Origin of the sequence: Streptomyces flavusporus (assembly GCF_046267975.1) — a bacterium.
GTDB classification, from domain to species: Bacteria; Actinomycetota; Actinomycetes; order Streptomycetales; family Streptomycetaceae; genus Streptomyces; species Streptomyces flavusporus.
Map to the genome: position 1 here is coordinate 4,679,879 of NZ_CP176503.1, position 15,297 is coordinate 4,695,175.

Annotated in this window: 14 protein-coding genes; 3 read left to right on the forward strand and 11 right to left on the reverse strand. The window is 70.1% G+C overall.

The window, feature by feature from the left end:
• Positions 1-118: 118 nt before the first annotated feature.
• From fbaA to ACKTSN_RS22150, 7 genes are all read right to left on the reverse strand, one after another.
• Positions 119-1,150: a class II fructose-bisphosphate aldolase gene (fbaA, locus tag ACKTSN_RS22120; RefSeq protein WP_224735851.1), complete on the reverse strand. Its 1,032-nt coding sequence runs from the start codon at positions 1,148-1,150 to the stop codon at positions 119-121.
• A gap of 122 nt (positions 1,151-1,272) precedes the next feature.
• Positions 1,273-1,824: an orotate phosphoribosyltransferase gene (gene pyrE / locus ACKTSN_RS22125; protein WP_409470705.1), complete on the reverse strand. Its 552-nt coding sequence runs from the start codon at positions 1,822-1,824 to the stop codon at positions 1,273-1,275.
• A 10-nt stretch (positions 1,825-1,834) separates the two neighbouring features.
• Complete coding sequence (locus tag ACKTSN_RS22130; protein ID WP_409470706.1) at positions 1,835-2,623, reverse strand: aldose 1-epimerase; 789 nt, start codon at positions 2,621-2,623, stop codon at positions 1,835-1,837.
• A gap of 40 nt (positions 2,624-2,663) precedes the next feature.
• A complete protein-coding gene (locus tag ACKTSN_RS22135) occupies positions 2,664-3,497 on the reverse strand; it encodes an SRPBCC family protein (RefSeq protein ID WP_409470707.1) in 834 nt (277 codons plus the stop codon).
• 88 nt (positions 3,498-3,585) lie between these two features.
• Positions 3,586-5,124 (reverse strand): polyamine aminopropyltransferase, encoded by a 1,539-nt coding sequence (locus ACKTSN_RS22140; RefSeq protein ID WP_409470708.1) that lies wholly within the window; start codon positions 5,122-5,124, stop codon positions 3,586-3,588.
• Positions 5,125-5,236: 112 nt separating this feature from the next.
• Positions 5,237-5,773 carry a DUF2617 family protein gene (locus tag ACKTSN_RS22145; RefSeq protein WP_409470709.1) on the reverse strand — a complete coding sequence of 179 codons (537 nt, stop codon included), beginning with the start codon at positions 5,771-5,773 and terminating at the stop codon, positions 5,237-5,239.
• 362 nt (positions 5,774-6,135) lie between these two features.
• Complete coding sequence (locus ACKTSN_RS22150; RefSeq protein ID WP_409470710.1) at positions 6,136-6,372, reverse strand: hypothetical protein; 237 nt, start codon at positions 6,370-6,372, stop codon at positions 6,136-6,138.
• Between the two features lie 129 nt (positions 6,373-6,501).
• Here ACKTSN_RS22150 and ACKTSN_RS22155 point away from each other — a divergent pair, with 129 nt between their 5' ends.
• Complete coding sequence (locus ACKTSN_RS22155; RefSeq protein WP_409470711.1) at positions 6,502-7,695, forward strand: pyridoxal phosphate-dependent aminotransferase; 1,194 nt, start codon at positions 6,502-6,504, stop codon at positions 7,693-7,695.
• Positions 7,696-7,943: 248 nt separating this feature from the next.
• Here ACKTSN_RS22155 and ACKTSN_RS22160 read toward each other — a convergent pair whose 3' ends face one another.
• The 3 genes from ACKTSN_RS22160 to ACKTSN_RS22170 all read right to left on the reverse strand — a co-directional run bounded on the left by ACKTSN_RS22160 (position 7,944) and on the right by ACKTSN_RS22170 (position 11,770).
• Positions 7,944-8,471, reverse strand: a complete 528-nt coding sequence (locus ACKTSN_RS22160) for a YbjN domain-containing protein (protein WP_129799062.1) — start codon at positions 8,469-8,471, stop codon at positions 7,944-7,946.
• Between the two features lie 121 nt (positions 8,472-8,592).
• Positions 8,593-11,190 (reverse strand): ATP-dependent chaperone ClpB, encoded by a 2,598-nt coding sequence (gene clpB / locus ACKTSN_RS22165; RefSeq protein ID WP_409470712.1) that lies wholly within the window; start codon positions 11,188-11,190, stop codon positions 8,593-8,595.
• A gap of 244 nt (positions 11,191-11,434) precedes the next feature.
• On the reverse strand, positions 11,435-11,770 hold the full coding sequence (locus ACKTSN_RS22170; RefSeq protein WP_409470713.1) for a hypothetical protein: 336 nt from the start codon (positions 11,768-11,770) through the stop codon (positions 11,435-11,437).
• A 292-nt stretch (positions 11,771-12,062) separates the two neighbouring features.
• Between ACKTSN_RS22170 and ACKTSN_RS22175 the strand changes: the two genes are divergently transcribed.
• Positions 12,063-13,073 (forward strand): helix-turn-helix transcriptional regulator, encoded by a 1,011-nt coding sequence (locus tag ACKTSN_RS22175; RefSeq protein WP_409470714.1) that lies wholly within the window; start codon positions 12,063-12,065, stop codon positions 13,071-13,073.
• A gap of 21 nt (positions 13,074-13,094) precedes the next feature.
• Entirely contained in the window at positions 13,095-14,066 is a 972-nt protein-coding gene (locus tag ACKTSN_RS22180; protein WP_409470715.1) for a LuxR C-terminal-related transcriptional regulator, read from the forward strand.
• Here the strand turns inward: ACKTSN_RS22180 and ACKTSN_RS22185 are convergent.
• Complete coding sequence (locus ACKTSN_RS22185) at positions 14,029-15,075, reverse strand: helix-turn-helix transcriptional regulator (RefSeq protein ID WP_409470716.1); 1,047 nt, start codon at positions 15,073-15,075, stop codon at positions 14,029-14,031. The two genes, ACKTSN_RS22180 and ACKTSN_RS22185, sit on opposite strands and share 38 nt — an antisense overlap.
• Between the last annotated feature and the right edge of the window lie 222 nt (positions 15,076-15,297).

The following is a 15,297-nucleotide window of genomic DNA, read 5'->3' on the forward strand; positions in this document are numbered from 1 at the left end:
CTCCCCCAGAGGGGGGACCCCCAGGGGCGGCACGGGTGGGCGCGGGCGGCACCTCGTCAGTGCCGAGTCGCGCGGCCCACCCGTGCACTACAGCGCCGGGTTCATGGGAAGCCGGCGGTTACTTGAGCTTGTTCCCGGCCGACCGCAGGTTCTGGCAGGCCTCGACGACCCGCTTGGCCATCGACGCCTCGGCCACCTTGCCCCAGGTCCGCGGGTCGTAGGTCTTCTTGGAGCCGACCTCGCCGTCGACCTTCAGGACGCCGTCGTAGTTCTTGAACATGTGGTCGGCGACGGGACGCGTGAAGGCGTACTGCGTGTCCGTGTCGATGTTCATCTTCACGACGCCGTTCTCCAGCGCGGTGAGGATCTCCTGCTCGGTGGAGCCGGAACCGCCGTGGAAGACGAAGTCGAAGGGCTTGCTGTCGGCCGGGCGGCCGTACTTGGCGGCGACGCCCTCGTTGAGCTCCTTCAGCAGCTCGGGACGCAGGACGACGTTGCCCGGCTTGTACACGCCGTGCACGTTGCCGAAGGACGCGGCGAGCAGGTAGCGGCCCTTCTCGCCCAGGCCCAGCGCCTCGGCCGTACGGATGGCGTCGTCGACGGTCGTGTACAGCTCGTCGTTGATCTCGTGGGTGACGCCGTCCTCCTCACCGCCGGTGGGGGTGATCTCCACCTCGAGGATGATCTTCGCGGCGGCGGCGCGGGCGAGCAGCTCCTGGCCGATGGCCAGGTTGTCGGCGAGGGTCTCCGCGGAGCCGTCCCACATGTGGGACTGGAAGAGGGGGTTCTCGCCGCGCGCGACCCGCTCCTCCGAAACGGCGAGCAGCGGACGTACGTACCCGTCGAGCTTGTCCTTCGGGCAGTGGTCCGTGTGCAGGGCGACCGTCACGTCGTACTTCTTGGCGACGATGTGCGCGAACTCGGCCAGGGCGACCGCGCCGGTGACCATGTCCTTGTTGTGCTGGCCGCCCAGGAACTCGGCGCCGCCGGTCGAGATCTGGATGATGCCGTCGCTCTCGGCCTCGGCGAAGCCGCGCAGTGCCGCGTGCAGGGTCTGGGACGAGGTGACGTTGATCGCTGGGTAGGCGAACTTGCCTGCCTTCGCCCGGTCGAGCATCTCGTTGTAGACCTCGGGGGTTGCGATGGGCATCTGTCCGCTCCTTGTATGTGCGGGTTGGCGTTCTGCGTGCTTACGGCCCTGACCTAGACCTTGGGTGCGACGTCATCGTCGGCCCCATCTTTCCAGACCTGACCGAATGGTCGACCCCGCGGTCAGTCGAGGCCGAGTTCGCCCTTCGAGTACGCGTACAGGTACGGCACCCCCGCGCCCTCCTGGATCTTCTCGGCGGCGCCGGTGGCCCGGTCGACGATCGTCGCGACGGCCACGACCTCGGCGCCGGCCTCGCGCACCGCCTCCACGGCGGTGAGCGGCGAACCGCCGGTGGTGGAGGTGTCCTCGACCACGAGCACCCGGCGGCCCTTGATGTCGGGCCCCTCGACGCGCCGCTGCAGCCCGTGCGCCTTCGCGGCCTTCCGCACGACGAACGCGTCGAGGCGCTTTCCGCGCGCGGCGGCGGCGTGCAGCATGGCGGCGGCCACCGGGTCGGCGCCCATGGTCAGACCGCCCACCGCGTCGAACTCCAGGTCGGCGGTCAGGTCCAGCAGCACCTGCCCGACCAGCGGCGCGGCCTCCCCGTCGAGGGTGACACGACGCAGGTCGACGTAGTAGTCGGCCTCCAGACCCGAGGAGAGGGTCACCTTGCCGTGCACCACGGCCTTGTCCTTGATCTGCTGCAGCAGTGCGCCACGTACGTCCGTCGTCATACCGGCCAGCTTAAAGGCGGCGCCAGCTCCAGGTGGTCGTCGCCTCCAGCGGCTCCAGGGGCGTGACCAGGCGCGGGAGGGTGTTGAGGCCGTTGGGGGGACCGGTCTGCGGCTCGACGCACACGGCTGCCTCCTGCTCGTCGTAGACGACGACCCACTCCTCGGGGCTGGTGACCTTCAGCTCCAGCAGCCCCGGCCAGGTGAGCGTGACGTCGACCCCGCCGGGCATGCCGAAGCAGTCGTCCCAGGGGCCGGGCCGGGGGTCGGTCCGCTTGCCGGTGGGCAGGTGGTCGTCGCCTCGCTCCTCCTGCCAGGCGGGGGCGAAGTCCAGCTGTACGTCGCTGCCCCGGAGGGTGCGGTTGAACCACGGGTGCCAGCCGATCTGGGCCGGGAAGGAGGACTCGTACGTCTCGACGGACATGGTGAGCGTCAGGGAGTCCTGGGTGAGGGCGACCGCCTGGGTGACGCGGCCGGAGTACGGCCACGGCTCGACCAGGTCGTACGTCAGCACCGCCTCGTCGGCGGTGACGCGGGCGGTGCGCCAGGCGCCGTCGCGGGCGGTGCCGTGGATGGCGTGCGGCGGGGCGTTGAGGGGCATCTGCTGCAGAGCGGCCCCGTCCCGGAACCGGCCGTCCCGGATCCGTCCGCACCAGGGGACCATCGGGAAGCACCCGAACCTCTCGCCCTGCCGCAGCAGCTCGACCCCACCGACGCGCAGCCCTGAGACCCGGCCGCCGTTCTCCGGCTGCAGCGCCACCTCCGCGTCGCCCGCGGTCAGCGTGATGTCTTCGTTACTCACGGGACGACCCTACTGGGCCGATCAAGGGCAGGTGGTCGGGTCAGTGACGGCGGCGGAGGGCTCGGCCCAGGATGATCGCCGAGGCCAGGGCCAGGGCAGCTGCCGGGGCCGCCCAGCGCAGGGTGCTGTTCGAGGCGACGGTCTGCGGGGCCGGTACGGGGGCGTAACGGCCGCGCGGCGGGGCGTGGTCCACTTCCTCGGCGCTGCGGCCGATCATCGTCCGGCGTGCGTGGGCCGCTTCGGCGGGCGGTTCGGAGGCATCCTCGAAGTCACGGGTGACGTCCGATTCCTCCTCGGCACCGGTGTCGTCGGCGTCCGGCTCATCGGCGGCGTCCGGCTCGTCATCGGCGTCCGGGGCGAGGGAGGGGGGTGGGACCTCGGTGTCGAAGACGGAGGTGTGCTCCTGAGGGGGTGCGGAAGCCGCGGTCTCCGGGGCCTGAGCTTCCGGCGTCTCCGCCTCCGTGCCCAGCCGCTCCGCCGTGCGGTTCAGGAGCCGGGTCACGGCGGAGGCGACCGTCTCCGCCGACAGTTCGGTGACGCGGCCGTCCGCCGACGCGGTGCCGTCGAAGGTGAGGGTGGAGCCGCCGTCGGTGTCGCGGACGCGGAGCGTGAGCGCGAGTTTGACCGAGCCGGTGCCGCGGGTCTCGGTGGCGTCGCCCTCGACGGCGTACGTGCCGTCCTCCTGGGCGGAGACGCGCACGGTGCCCCGGTAGGTGATGGTGGTGTTCCCGACCCGGACCTTGAGCCGCCCGGCGACGGGTTCCGCCCCCGCCTCCTGCTGGAGCCCGGGGACCGCCCGGGCGACCCGCGCGGGGTCGGCCAGCACCGCGCTCAGTCGGTCTGCGGGAACCGGAACGAACACCTCATGCTCCATGTCTGCGGAGCCTACTCGTGGTGGGCGGGTCTTATCCTCCCCTCGGCCGTAACTCGTCCGGTGTTGGTGTGGGCGTGATGACGGCGCTTCAGTACCTCGGGTGCACCAGCGTCGACGGTGACAGTCCCGTGAGCCGAGGGGTGGGGGCGCGTCTGTCGGGGTCCAGGGGCGGGGCGGATTCGGGGGCGGCCAGGACGAAGCCCCAGTCCGATGTGGAGTCGCGGCCCGCGACGCGGTACGGGGCGGTGTGCAGGCCGGCGGCGCGGATGGTCGTGTCGACCGTCCAGAAGACGCGGGGGCGGGAGGTGACTGGGCCGGCGTGGACGGTGAGCCGGCCGCCGTCGGCCAGGGCGCGTCGCGCCAGGCCGTAGAACTCCTGCGAGTACAGCTTCGTGCCGGCCGTGATGCCCGGGTCGGGCAGATCCGAGATCACCACGTCGTACGCCGCCGTCGGCGCCCCGCGCAGCCAGCGGAAGGCGTCGGCCGTGGTCACGTGCACACGCGGGTCGTCGTACGCATGCCCGTTGAGGGCGGAGAGCGCCGGGTCCCGGCCGGCCAACCGCACCATCTCGGCGTCGAGTTCGACGACGTCGACCCGCCGCACGCCCGGATGCCGCAGCACCTCCCGGGCGGCCAGGCCGTCGCCACCGCCGAGGATCAGCACGCGCGCGTGGGGGCCGTTCATCGCGGGGTGGACCAGCGCTTCGTGGTAGCGCCGCTCGTCGTCGCCGCTGACCCGGAGCCGGCCGTCGAGGAAGAGGTCGAGGGGGCGGCCGTCCGTGCCGCCGGTGAGGACCACTTCCTGGACGTCGGTCTGCAGCGCCACCCGGACGTCCCTGCCGTACACCGCCTGCCGGGCGGCCCGTTCGAAGTCGTCGACGAGTACGGCGGCCCCGGCCAGGATCCCGAGGACGGCGAGGTTGGCAACCAGCATCAGCCGGCGGGCGCACCGGGTCAGATCGCGGCGGAACAGGCCGAGGACGAGGGCGCCGCCGGCGATGACATTGACCGCGCCGGTGAGCAGGGCACCGGTCAACTGGCCCAGGAAGGGCAGGAGGAGGAAGGGGAAGGCCAGGCCGCCGACCAGGGCGCCCACGTAGTCCGCGGCGAACAGGTCGGCCACCGCTCCGCCCGCGTCCTGGCGGCGGATGCGCTGGATCAGCTCCATCAGCAGGGGAATCTCCGCCCCGATCAGCAGACCGATGGCGAGCGAGAAGGCGACCAGCAGCCAGCGCGGGCCGCCCGCGCACAGGCCGCCCCAGTCGCCGGTCCAGGCGAAGACGGCGTACAGGGCCATCGCGCTGCAGCCGCCGACGAGGGCGAGCGTGGCCTCGACGGCGCCGAAGGCGGCGGCCGCGTGCCGGCGCAGCCGCTTCGCGGCGAGGGAGCCGATGCCCATCGCGAACACCATGACGGACAGGACGACGGAGGCCTGGGTGACGGAGTCGCCGGTCAAGTACGAGGCGAGGGCGACGAGTTCGAGTTCGTACACGAGCCCGCAGGCCGCGCAGACGAAGACGCCCGCGAGGACCAGGAACCGTCCGGTCGCCTGCCGCACGGGGATCCGCGCGGGCGCGCGCCAGGAGGGCGGCGTGCCGGGCGGGGCCGGTGCGTACGGGTCGATCACGACTGCGACGTTACGTCACAGGAATGGCACGCTTCGTCACCCACACGTGTGGAACTAACGATCGTATAGGCACTCCGGGTTTGCCCGGGCGTCCCATCGGACGGGCCGGGCATCACACACCGGTCGGGTCGGTGTTGCGCGCCCGCGCCCTGACACCCACTCTCGTCCGTGTCGCCACCAGCTGTCCGTCCTGCGGGTAGGCGTGCCAGGTGCGCCAGTGGACCTGGCCCTCGTGGCGCTGGGCGAGTAGGGCCGTGAACGCGTGCGGGCTGCCGGGGAAGACGCCGGCGAGACCGTGCGGGTGGTCGGAGACGAGGGCCAGCAGTTCCTGGGCGCGGCCGGCGAAGGAGCCGGGGGAGAGGACCTCGACGCGGGCCGCGAACTCGTACTCCCAGTCACCGACCCGCTTGGCGACGCCCAGCGGCAGGGGCGTGCTGCTGCCGGGAATGCACGCCACCGTCTCCGAGCAACTGACCTGCTCCTCCTGCAGAAGCACCTGGTGGGATGCGCCGAGCAGTCTCAACTGGAGCTTAGCCCCGGCCAGTTCGAGGTCGAGGGCGGCAAGGGCAGGCAGCGGTTCACGGCCCAGCGCCCAGGCGAGGTCGGCCGCGCGCGTATCGGTGTAGGAAGTGTTCAGAGTCGTGAGCATGGGTCGGCTCCGCTAGCACGCAAAAGAAAGGCGGGGTGGTCCGGCGCGCCCCGGTCGACACCGGGCGATCGGCCCGTCAGCCCGGTCAGGAAGGGTGTCCGCAGGACGTCCGAGGGCTGCGTCGGGATTTAGAGGGAATCATGAACTGTGGCGCCGCCACAGTGTTTTTACCCAACTTCGTAGGGTTTCCATCCCTCAGAGGGCTCCACAGCTCAACTGTTCAACCGCGGCGTACGCCTGAGCGATACGGCGTACGCCGGAGTGGGGGCGCGAAGTAACGACAAGGGCGCCCGCCGGGAGTGAAATCCCGGCGGGCGCCGGCGTGGATGCGCTTCCCCGTTCAGGAGCTCAGCTGCCCCGTGTCAGCTGCCTCCACCGCATCCACCCCCGCCGCCTCCGCAGGACGAGCCACCCCCGCAGGAGTGCCCGCCCCCGGAGTCGCCTCCGCCGCCGGCCCACCAGCTGCCGCCGGAGTCCGAACCACTCCGGCTGCGCCCCCGCGCCGCCGGGCGCCGTGAACGGGTCGCGCTGCCCCGTACGCCCGCCACCACCAGTGCCAGCACGACCGCGATCACGGCCAGGATGATGCCGATGACCATGGCGTCACCCTCCTTCCAGTTCCCCCGAAGCGGCCCCCCGTGGGCGCCTCGTGTGGTGCGTGACCGGGAAATGCCCACGCCTTGCGCGCCCCAAAGCAGAGTTGAGGAAGTCCAGAGCTTGGGCGCAGGATGACCGCCATGACCGACACCTCGCGCCCCTTCCTGAACCGCCGCCTCACCGAGTTCGGGACGACGATCTTCGCGGAGATGTCCGCGCTGGCCCTGCGCACCGGTTCGATCAACCTGGGCCAGGGCTTCCCGGACACCGACGGCCCTCAGGAGGTCCGCGAGGCGGCCGTACGGGCACTGCGCGACGGCCGCGGCAACCAGTACCCGCCGGGCCCGGGCATCCCCGAACTGCGCACCGCCGTCGCCGCGCACCAGCAGCGGCGCTACGGGCTCACCTACGATCCCGACACCGAGGTCCTGGTCACGGCCGGCGCCACGGAGGCGATCGCCGCGGCGCTGCTGGCGCTGGTCGAGCCCGGCGACGAGGTCATCGCCTTCGAGCCGTACTACGACTCCTACGCGGCCTGCATCGCCATGGCGGGCGGCACGCGAGTGCCGGTCACCCTGCGGCCGCACTTCGGGGAAAGCGCCTCGTTCCGGCTGGACCTCGACGAGTTGCGCGACGCGGTCACCGACCGCACCCGGCTGCTGCTGATCAACACCCCGCACAATCCGACCGGCACCGTACTGACCCGTGCGGAGCTGGCCGCGATCGCCGAACTGGCCGTGGAGCGGGACCTGCTGGTCGTGACCGACGAGGTGTACGAGCACCTGGTCTTCGACGACGCCGAGCATGTCCCACTGGCCGCCTTCCCGGGCATGCGGGAGCGGACGGTGACGATCGGCTCCGCCGGCAAGACGTTCTCCTTTACCGGCTGGAAGGTCGGCTGGATCACCTCCGCGCCCGGTCTCGTCACGGCCGTCCGTTCGGCCAAGCAGTTCCTGACGTACGTGGCGTCGGGGCCCTTCCAGTACGCGGTGGCCGAGGCCCTCGCCCTTCCCGACAGCTACTTCACGGCATTCCGGGACGACCTGGAGGCGAAGCGGGATCTGCTGGTGGCGGGGCTGACGGAGGCCGGCTTCGGGGTCTTCAGGCCCACGGGCACGTACTTCGTCACCACCGACATCCGGCCCCTCGGCGAGAGGGACGGCTTCGCCTTCTGCCGGGGCCTGCCGGAACGCGCAGGCGTCGTCGCCATCCCGAACGCCGTGTTCTACGACCACCGCGAGGCGGGAGCACCGTTCGTGCGGTTCGCGTTCTGCAAGCGGACGGAGGTGCTTCAGGAGGCGGTGAAGCGGCTCGGGGCGCTGTAGGGGCGGCAGGGGTCAGAAGCCCGGGGTACGGAATGAAATCCGCGCCGCTCTTTTCGCGCGGGCCGGCGTACTCGGAATCGTGAATGCCCTCGAGTTTGTTTACCGTGCCTTTATTTACCGGGCCGTACAGGGGTGGGCAATGCGCTTGTCCGCAATCGGTCGGCGCGCAAAACGGCAAGAGCCCGGCCGGGACACGTGACCGGTGGTCCGTGCCCTGGCCGGGCTCTGGCCGGGTTCCGGCCGTTCGCCTACTCGCCGTCCTCGGGCTTCTCCGCGTCGTTGATCTCCTTCTCCAGGCCGAGCTGCTCGACCAGCCAGCGGTCGAACTCGATGGCCGCGCGCACCCAGCTCACCGTCGACGAGACGAAGAACTCCAGGTTCACGCCGGTGCCGATCAGCATCTGGGCCTCGCCGATGAGACGGACGGTGCCGTCATCGTGGGTGTGGCTGTAGACCTTGGGCCACAGGGTCCGGCGGTTCCAGTCGTCGATGGACTCCAGAAGCTGCGACTTCTCGTCGATGGGGTGGGGGCGGTCGTAGAACGTCCGCACCGAGAAGACCTGCTGGTCACCCTCGCCACGGAACATGAAGTACGTACGGAACTGCTCCCACGGCGCCGCGAGGTCACCCTCTTCGTCGACGACGTACTTCAGCTCCATCTGGTCGAGGAGCTGCTTCACAAGGTCCTGATCCGGGACGACGGGGCCCGCCGGTCCTTGGGGCTGCGGCTGGGGCTGGCCCCCGAAGTTCGGAATCGAGGACGGGTCGATGGTCACCGTGAATTTCCCTTCGTACGGATTCCGCCATCCTCCCTCATGCGGGGAGGGGGGTGGCAACCCCCGACGGAACCTGTCCGCCATTGGCCGACATGATCTGGCCGGTCGGCGGAGAGATTCACTACAACGACTTGCCCGTCGCCGGTCCCACGATCAGCCCCTCCCCGAAGGTGTCCACCCGGACCGTGTCGCCGTCCTTGATCTCGCCGGAGAGGATCTCCTTGGCGAGCCGGTCGCCGATGGCGGTCTGGACGAGGCGGCGCAGCGGGCGGGCGCCGTAGGCCGGGTCGTTGCCCTCGTCGGCGAGCCAGGCCAGGGCCTCGTCGGTGATCTCCAGGGTGAGGCGGCGTTCGGCCAGACGCCTGGCGAGGCGGTCGATCTGGAGGCGGGCGATGCGGCTCAGCTCGTCCTTGGACAGGGCCGAGAAGACGACCAGGTCGTCGAGCCGGTTGAGGAACTCCGGCTTGAAGGACGTCCTCACCACCTCCAGGACCTGCTCCTTCTTCTCCTCCTCACTCGTCAGCGGATCGACCAGGAACTGGCTGCCCAGGTTCGAGGTCAGCACCAGGATGGTGTTGCGGAAGTCGACGGTCCGCCCCTGCCCGTCGGTGAGCCGCCCGTCGTCCAGCACCTGGAGCAGGATGTCGAAGACCTCCGGGTGGGCCTTCTCCACCTCGTCGAGGAGTACGACGCTGTACGGCCTGCGCCGCACCGCTTCGGTCAGCTGGCCGCCCTCCTCGTAGCCGACGTAGCCGGGCGGGGCGCCGACCAGGCGGGCGACGCTGTGCTTCTCGCTGTACTCCGACATGTCGATCCGGACCATCGCCCGTTCGTCGTCGAAGAGGAAGTCCGCCAGGGCCTTGGCCAGCTCCGTCTTGCCGACGCCCGTCGGGCCCAGGAAGAGGAAGGAGCCGGTGGGCCGGTCCGGGTCGGCGATCCCGGCGCGGGACCGCCGTACGGCATCGGACACCGCCCGCACGGCCTCGGTCTGGCCGATCAGCCGCCTGCCGATCTCGTCCTCCATGCGCAGCAGCTTCTGCGTCTCGCCCTCCAGGAGCCGGCCTGCCGGAATCCCGGTCCAGGAGGCGACGACGTCGGCGATGTCGTCGGAGCCGACCTCTTCCTTGACCATGGTGTCCCGGGAGACCTCCTCCTCGGCCTCCGAGGCGGCCTCCAGATCGCGCTCCAGGGCCGGGATCTCCCCGTACAGCAGCTTGGACGCGGTGTCGAAGTCGCCGTCGCGCTGGGCGCGTTCGGCCTGTCCGCGCAGTTCGTCGAGCTTCTCCTTCAGCTCACCGACCCGGTTGAGGGACTGCTTCTCCTTCTCCCAGCGGGCGGTCAGGCCGCGCAGCTCCTCCTCCTTGTCGGCGAGGTCGCGGCGCAGCTTCTCCAGGCGCTCCCGGGAGGCGGGGTCGGTCTCCTTGGCGAGCGCCAGCTCCTCCATCTTCAACCGGTCGACGGCACGCTGGAGTTCGTCGATCTCGACGGGCGAGGAGTCGATCTCCATACGCAGCCGGGAGGCCGCCTCGTCGACCAGGTCGATGGCCTTGTCGGGCAGGAAGCGGGAGGTGATGTACCGGTCGGACAGGGTCGCGGCGGCGACCAGCGCGCTGTCCGCGATCTGCACCTTGTGGTGGGCCTCGTAGCGCCCCTTGAGTCCGCGCAGGATGGCGATGGTGTCCTCGACGGTCGGCTCGGCGACCAGCACCTGCTGGAAGCGCCGCTCCAGGGCCGCGTCCTTCTCGATCCGCTCGCGGTACTCGTCGAGGGTGGTGGCGCCCACCATGCGCAGCTCACCGCGGGCGAGCATGGGCTTGAGCATGTTGCCCGCGTCCATGGCGGAGTCGCCGCCGGCGCCCGCGCCCACGACGGTGTGCAGCTCGTCGATGAAGGTGATGATCTGCCCGTCGGAGTCCTTGATCTCGGCGAGCACGGTCTTCAGCCGCTCCTCGAACTCACCGCGGTACTTGGCCCCGGCGACCATGGCGCCGAGGTCGAGCGCGACGAGCCGCTTGTCGCGGAGGGACTCGGGGACGTCGCCCTTGACGATCCGCTGGGCGAGTCCTTCGACGACGGCGGTCTTGCCGACGCCTGGCTCACCGATGAGGACGGGGTTGTTCTTGGTGCGGCGGCTGAGCACCTGCACGACCCGCCGGATCTCCTGGTCTCGCCCGATGACGGGGTCGAGCTTGCCGTCCCGGGCGGCGGCGGTGAAGTCGGTCCCGAACTTCTCCAGGGCCTTGTACGACCCCTCGGGATCGGCCGTGGTCACCCGGCGCCCGCCGCGAGCCTTCCGGAAGGCCTCGAGCAGCTTCTTCGCGTCGGCGCCCTGCCGGGTCAGCACCTCACCGGCCGCGCCGCCCTTCGTGGCGATGCCGATGAGGAGGTGCTCGGTGGAGACGTACTCGTCGCCGAGGTCCTGGGCCCTGGCCTGGGCGTCGGCGATCACGGCGAGCAGTTCGCGGTTCGGCTGCGGCGGCGCGACCGTGGACCCGGTCACGCTGGGCAGCTGGGCGAGAACCTTCTCCGCACCGGCGCGTACGGCTGCCTGATCGGCGTCGACGGCGGCCAGCAGGTCGGTGATGTTCTCGTTGTCCTGCCCCTGGAGCAGAGCGAGGAGCAGGTGAGCGGGGGTGAGGTCGGGGTGCCCCTCGGTCACGGCCCGGTTGCCGGCGGCGTTGATCGCGTCCCGGCTCCGGTTGGTCAGCTCGGCGTCCACGGTATCCGTTCTCCTCCTTGCGTGAGCCTGCGTGACTCAGGCAACGTACACAAAGTTGAGTCTATTCCACTCAAGGGGAGGACGCGGCGGGATCGCGGGAACGGCCACTTCCAGCCACCGTCGAACATGCGTCGATACCCGGAAATGTCCGGGAAAAACTGCAGCGGCGTCACCGTGTTCAGGTCACGGTGACGCCGCTGCGGGGGGAAGCACCTGAGCGATCTGTTACGACGGGGGAATCGCGTCAGGCACTGCGGGGGGTGGCCGAGACGGTCATCGAATCGGAGGGCTCCGGCTCCGCCAGCCGATGGTCACGCTGGTCCAGGTTCACAAAGATCATTCCGTACCGAATGGCACATCGCACGGGCTGCGGCGCCCCCCGAGGCCGCCGCAAACACCGGTACGCCCGCACGTCGCCGTCATCGTCCCGGGTCACCACCACGGGCTCACCGAAGACGGTCACCATCAGCGAGTCACCGTTGTGGGGGATGGCGGTGGCCAGGTCGATGAAGTGCCAGCCGGAGCGGTAGGCGGTGGCCATTTCGCGGCGGAAGGAGCGGTCGTCAGGAGGCGTCGTCACGTCAGCTCCTCAGGACCGATCACCGGCCAGCTGGTGTCGTTCGCAGCGTCGGGGGACGCCACGACAGCCGGCCAACTGGTGTCCGCTCGAGCATCCACCTGTCCACCGGAGAAGCCTTCCAGCGCGCCCAAGGCCACAACGGCGGAGAAGGTGGCTACAAGCACCGAGCGAAGCATTCTCTTGCCCATAGTCGGCTTCGTCCTCACTTGAAGGTCCCCTCTTCCCCCGTCCGGTACGACGATGGCTCATTCGGGCACGTCATGGCCACATAATCGATGCATCATGTTCCTGCATGTTCAGGACCCTGGGGGGTGGAGATTTGGCAACGAATCGGAATAAACCTGCACATCCCCATGCGGTGACTGAGATGTGCGAGCAAGGTGGCCGCCTCTACGCAGCTGCACTGCGCGCGGGACGTATCGCCAGGGCCGAGGCCGAACCCGCACCGTGCCTCATGGAGTTCGCGCTCCTGCACCCCGATCCGGATGACCCGAACTGGCTGCGCCCCGTGCCGGCTCCGGTGGCTCTGGCCCAGCGACTCAACCCCATAGAGCGTGAGATATCCGAACGCAGGAGGATGTCGGTGGAGCTGGCCGACGCCTTCGAACCGTTCATGGCTCTCAGCGCGCACGCGACGAGTGCGAGCGACGCCATTACGGTGCTGGAGGGGGGCGAACGCATAAACGCCGCCCTCAACCTTGCCACGGCCCAATGTCAGGCCGAGGTGCTCACGGTCCAGCCGAGCGATCGCTACTCCGAGCGCAGCCTCCTGCGCGGACTGGAGCGCGACCGGCCCTTGATCGAACGTGGTGTGCGGATTCGGACCCTGTACCAGCACACGGCCAGGTACAACCCGGAGAAGTTGGCCTACGTGGCCCAGCTGTCCAACGGCAAGGTGGAGTACCGCACCATCGACGAACTGGTGGAGCGCCTCATCATCTGCGACGAGACCGTCGCGTTCATCCCCACGCGGGACGACCAACAAGTCGCGCTCGAACTCCGGCAACCGGGTCTGGTGCGCTATCTGATCAAGGTGTTCGAGTTCATGTGGGACCGGGCGGTGCCGCTCAGCGCCGGGGCCCCCTACGAAACCGCCCCCGACGGCATCACCAACATCCAGCACTCCATCGCCAAGCTCCTCGTGGAGGGTCATGTCGACGAGGCCATAGCTCGCCGACTGGGTATGAACGTGCGCACGTGCAGAGCCCACATAGCCAAACTGGCCTCTGCCCTGGGCAGCGGGAGCCGCGCGCAACTCGGCTATCTGATTGCCCAGTCGGGGATCCTGAACCAGGATCAGTGAACGCCGAAAAGGGGGCCCGGCGTGACCGCAGCGGCACATGACCACAGGGCGGACGAGCCATGTGAGGCCGCTTTGGAGCTGTATGCGCGCGCCCTGCGCCAGGGACCCCTACCGGCCGAGGAAGCTGCTCTGGTGCCGTGCGTCGTGGGTTCCGGGCTCCTCGTGCCGGATCTGGAGGACTTCGGACGCCTCCGTCCTGTCGCACCGGCTCTCGCCCTCCCGCGGCTGTTGCGCAGCTCGGCGGAACGCATCGCCGACGAACGGCGGCGCGAGGAGCGGCTGGCAGAGGCGTTCGAGCCGCTGCTGAGGATCGATGAGCGGCACACGGCGGCGGACACGCCGTTGATCAGGATCGTGAGCGGCTTCGAGCAGATCGACCTGGCGATCACGGGGGTCATGTCCGGCGCCTGCGAGGAGCTGCTCGCCATTCAGCCCTACAACCGCCGCCCCAAGGTGACCCTCGGGGCCGCCTTGGAGCGTGACCAGGCGCTGCTCGACCGCGGTGGGCGAATCCGCACCCTCTACCAGCACACCTACCGGCACTCGCCCGTCATCCATACCCGCTACGAGCTGCTGAGCGGGGACGTGGAGGCCCGGACCCTCGACGAGGTCACCGAGCGCCTCCTCGTCGTCGACCGGACGGTCGCCTTCATCCCGGCCAGCAAGGACCGGTCGCTCGCAATGGAGGTCCGCCACCCGGCCCTGATCTCCTTCTTCGTCACGACCTTCGACCGCCTCTGGCGCCTCGCCACCCCCATGTACCCCAAGGCGGCCCCCCAGCCCTCCCTCAACGGCATCACCCCCCGCCAACGCTCCATAGCCACCCTCCTCGTCGAAGGCCACACCGACGCCGTCATAGCCGACCGCCTCGGCATGAACATCCGCACCGCCCGCGTTCACATCGCCAAACTCGCCACCACCCTCGGCAGTGACAGCCGGGCCCAACTCGGCTACCTCATCGGACAGTCGGGGATCCTTGATCAGGAAGGCTGATCGCGGTCTCGTCCGGGCCGACGGTGCGCAGTGGCCCGTCCAGGCCCACCTGGGCGATCCGTACGCCCAACTGCGTCCGGCTCGCCGCCCCCAGCGTCTCGGACAGCCGCGCGATGTGTGCCCGGCAGGTACGCACGCTGATCCCCAGCCGTTCCGCGATCACCGCGTCCTGGTGGCCCTCCGCCAGGAGGGCCGCGATGGACTGCTCGCGGTGGGAGATGCCCTCGATGCCGGTGTCGGGGAGGGGGGCGGTCAGGGGGATCGCGAGGCGCCACAGGCGGTCGAAGACCGTCACCAGGTACTGGACCAGCGCGGGGTGACGCAGCTCCAGCGCCATCGTGCGGTCGGCGTTCGCTGGGATGAAGGCGACCGTGCGGTCGAAGAGGATCAGCCGGTCGATGACCTCGTCCAGGGTGCGCGCCTGAACCGCGTCGCCCATCAGGTCGAGGTAGTTCAGCAGGCCCTGCCCGTGCCGGGCCACATGGTTGTACAGGTCGCGCATGCGCACGCCCCGGCCGCGCAGCGCGAGCGCCCGGTGCAGACCCTCGGAGAGCTCGTGCTCGCGCCGGATGCCGCCGGGCTGGACGGTGAGGACCTCCGTCGTGCACTCCTCGGTCGCCTTGTCCAGGGCCGCCTGGATGCGGGAGGAGCCGTCCAGGACCCGGATGGCGGTGCCCTCGCCGGCTCCCGCCGTGGACGTGCGCCCGCCGAGACCGGCGTACCACTCGAACGCCGTGACCGCCGAGCCCATCCGCCGCTGGCTGGCGCTGATCTCGTCGTACACCCCGCGCAGCAGCCGGGTCATGACCTCCTGCGGCGAGGTCGGCACCAGCCAGTCCATGTCGTCGGGGTCGGGGTGCAGCAGGGCGAGTTCCAGCAGGCAGGGCACCGCATCGGCATCGCGGCGCGGCACGCGTCCCCGCCGTACGGCCCGGGAATACACACGATCCCCGGCCTCGCACAGTCGGTCAGCACCATGTGGATGCTCGTCCGTCCCGTGCCCGGCCATGGCCCATCCCACCCCCGGTTCCAGCGTCTTCCGCAGCGCAACTATGCGCGGACGGTACCTGCTCCGCAACACGGCTCACTCCCCGGTAACCGCGGGAAACCACCGGTATGGCCGGATTCGCCCCCTCCCCCGGCCGTCCCGTTGCAACAAGCTGCGGGGGGGGTGTCCCACCTGCCCGAGCGGCACCCCGGGAAGCCGCCACCACGATGCGACGAAGGGGGC

Bases quoted from the DNA above. Each gene is read 5' to 3' on its own strand.
- fbaA (WP_224735851.1), bottom strand. From the start codon at position 1,150: ATGCCCATCGCAACCCCCGAGGTCTACAACGAGATGCTCGACCGGGCG.
- pyrE (WP_409470705.1), bottom strand. From the start codon at position 1,824: ATGACGACGGACGTACGTGGCGCACTGCTGCAGCAGATCAAGGACAAG.
- ACKTSN_RS22135 (WP_409470707.1), bottom strand. From the start codon at position 3,497: ATGGAGCATGAGGTGTTCGTTCCGGTTCCCGCAGACCGACTGAGCGCG.
- ACKTSN_RS22145 (WP_409470709.1), bottom strand. From the start codon at position 5,773: ATGCTCACGACTCTGAACACTTCCTACACCGATACGCGCGCGGCCGAC.
- ACKTSN_RS22150 (WP_409470710.1), bottom strand. From the start codon at position 6,372: ATGGTCATCGGCATCATCCTGGCCGTGATCGCGGTCGTGCTGGCACTG.
- ACKTSN_RS22155 (WP_409470711.1), top strand. From the start codon at position 6,502: ATGACCGCCATGACCGACACCTCGCGCCCCTTCCTGAACCGCCGCCTC.
- ACKTSN_RS22175 (WP_409470714.1), top strand. From the start codon at position 12,063: ATGTTCAGGACCCTGGGGGGTGGAGATTTGGCAACGAATCGGAATAAA.
- ACKTSN_RS22185 (WP_409470716.1), bottom strand. From the start codon at position 15,075: ATGGCCGGGCACGGGACGGACGAGCATCCACATGGTGCTGACCGACTG.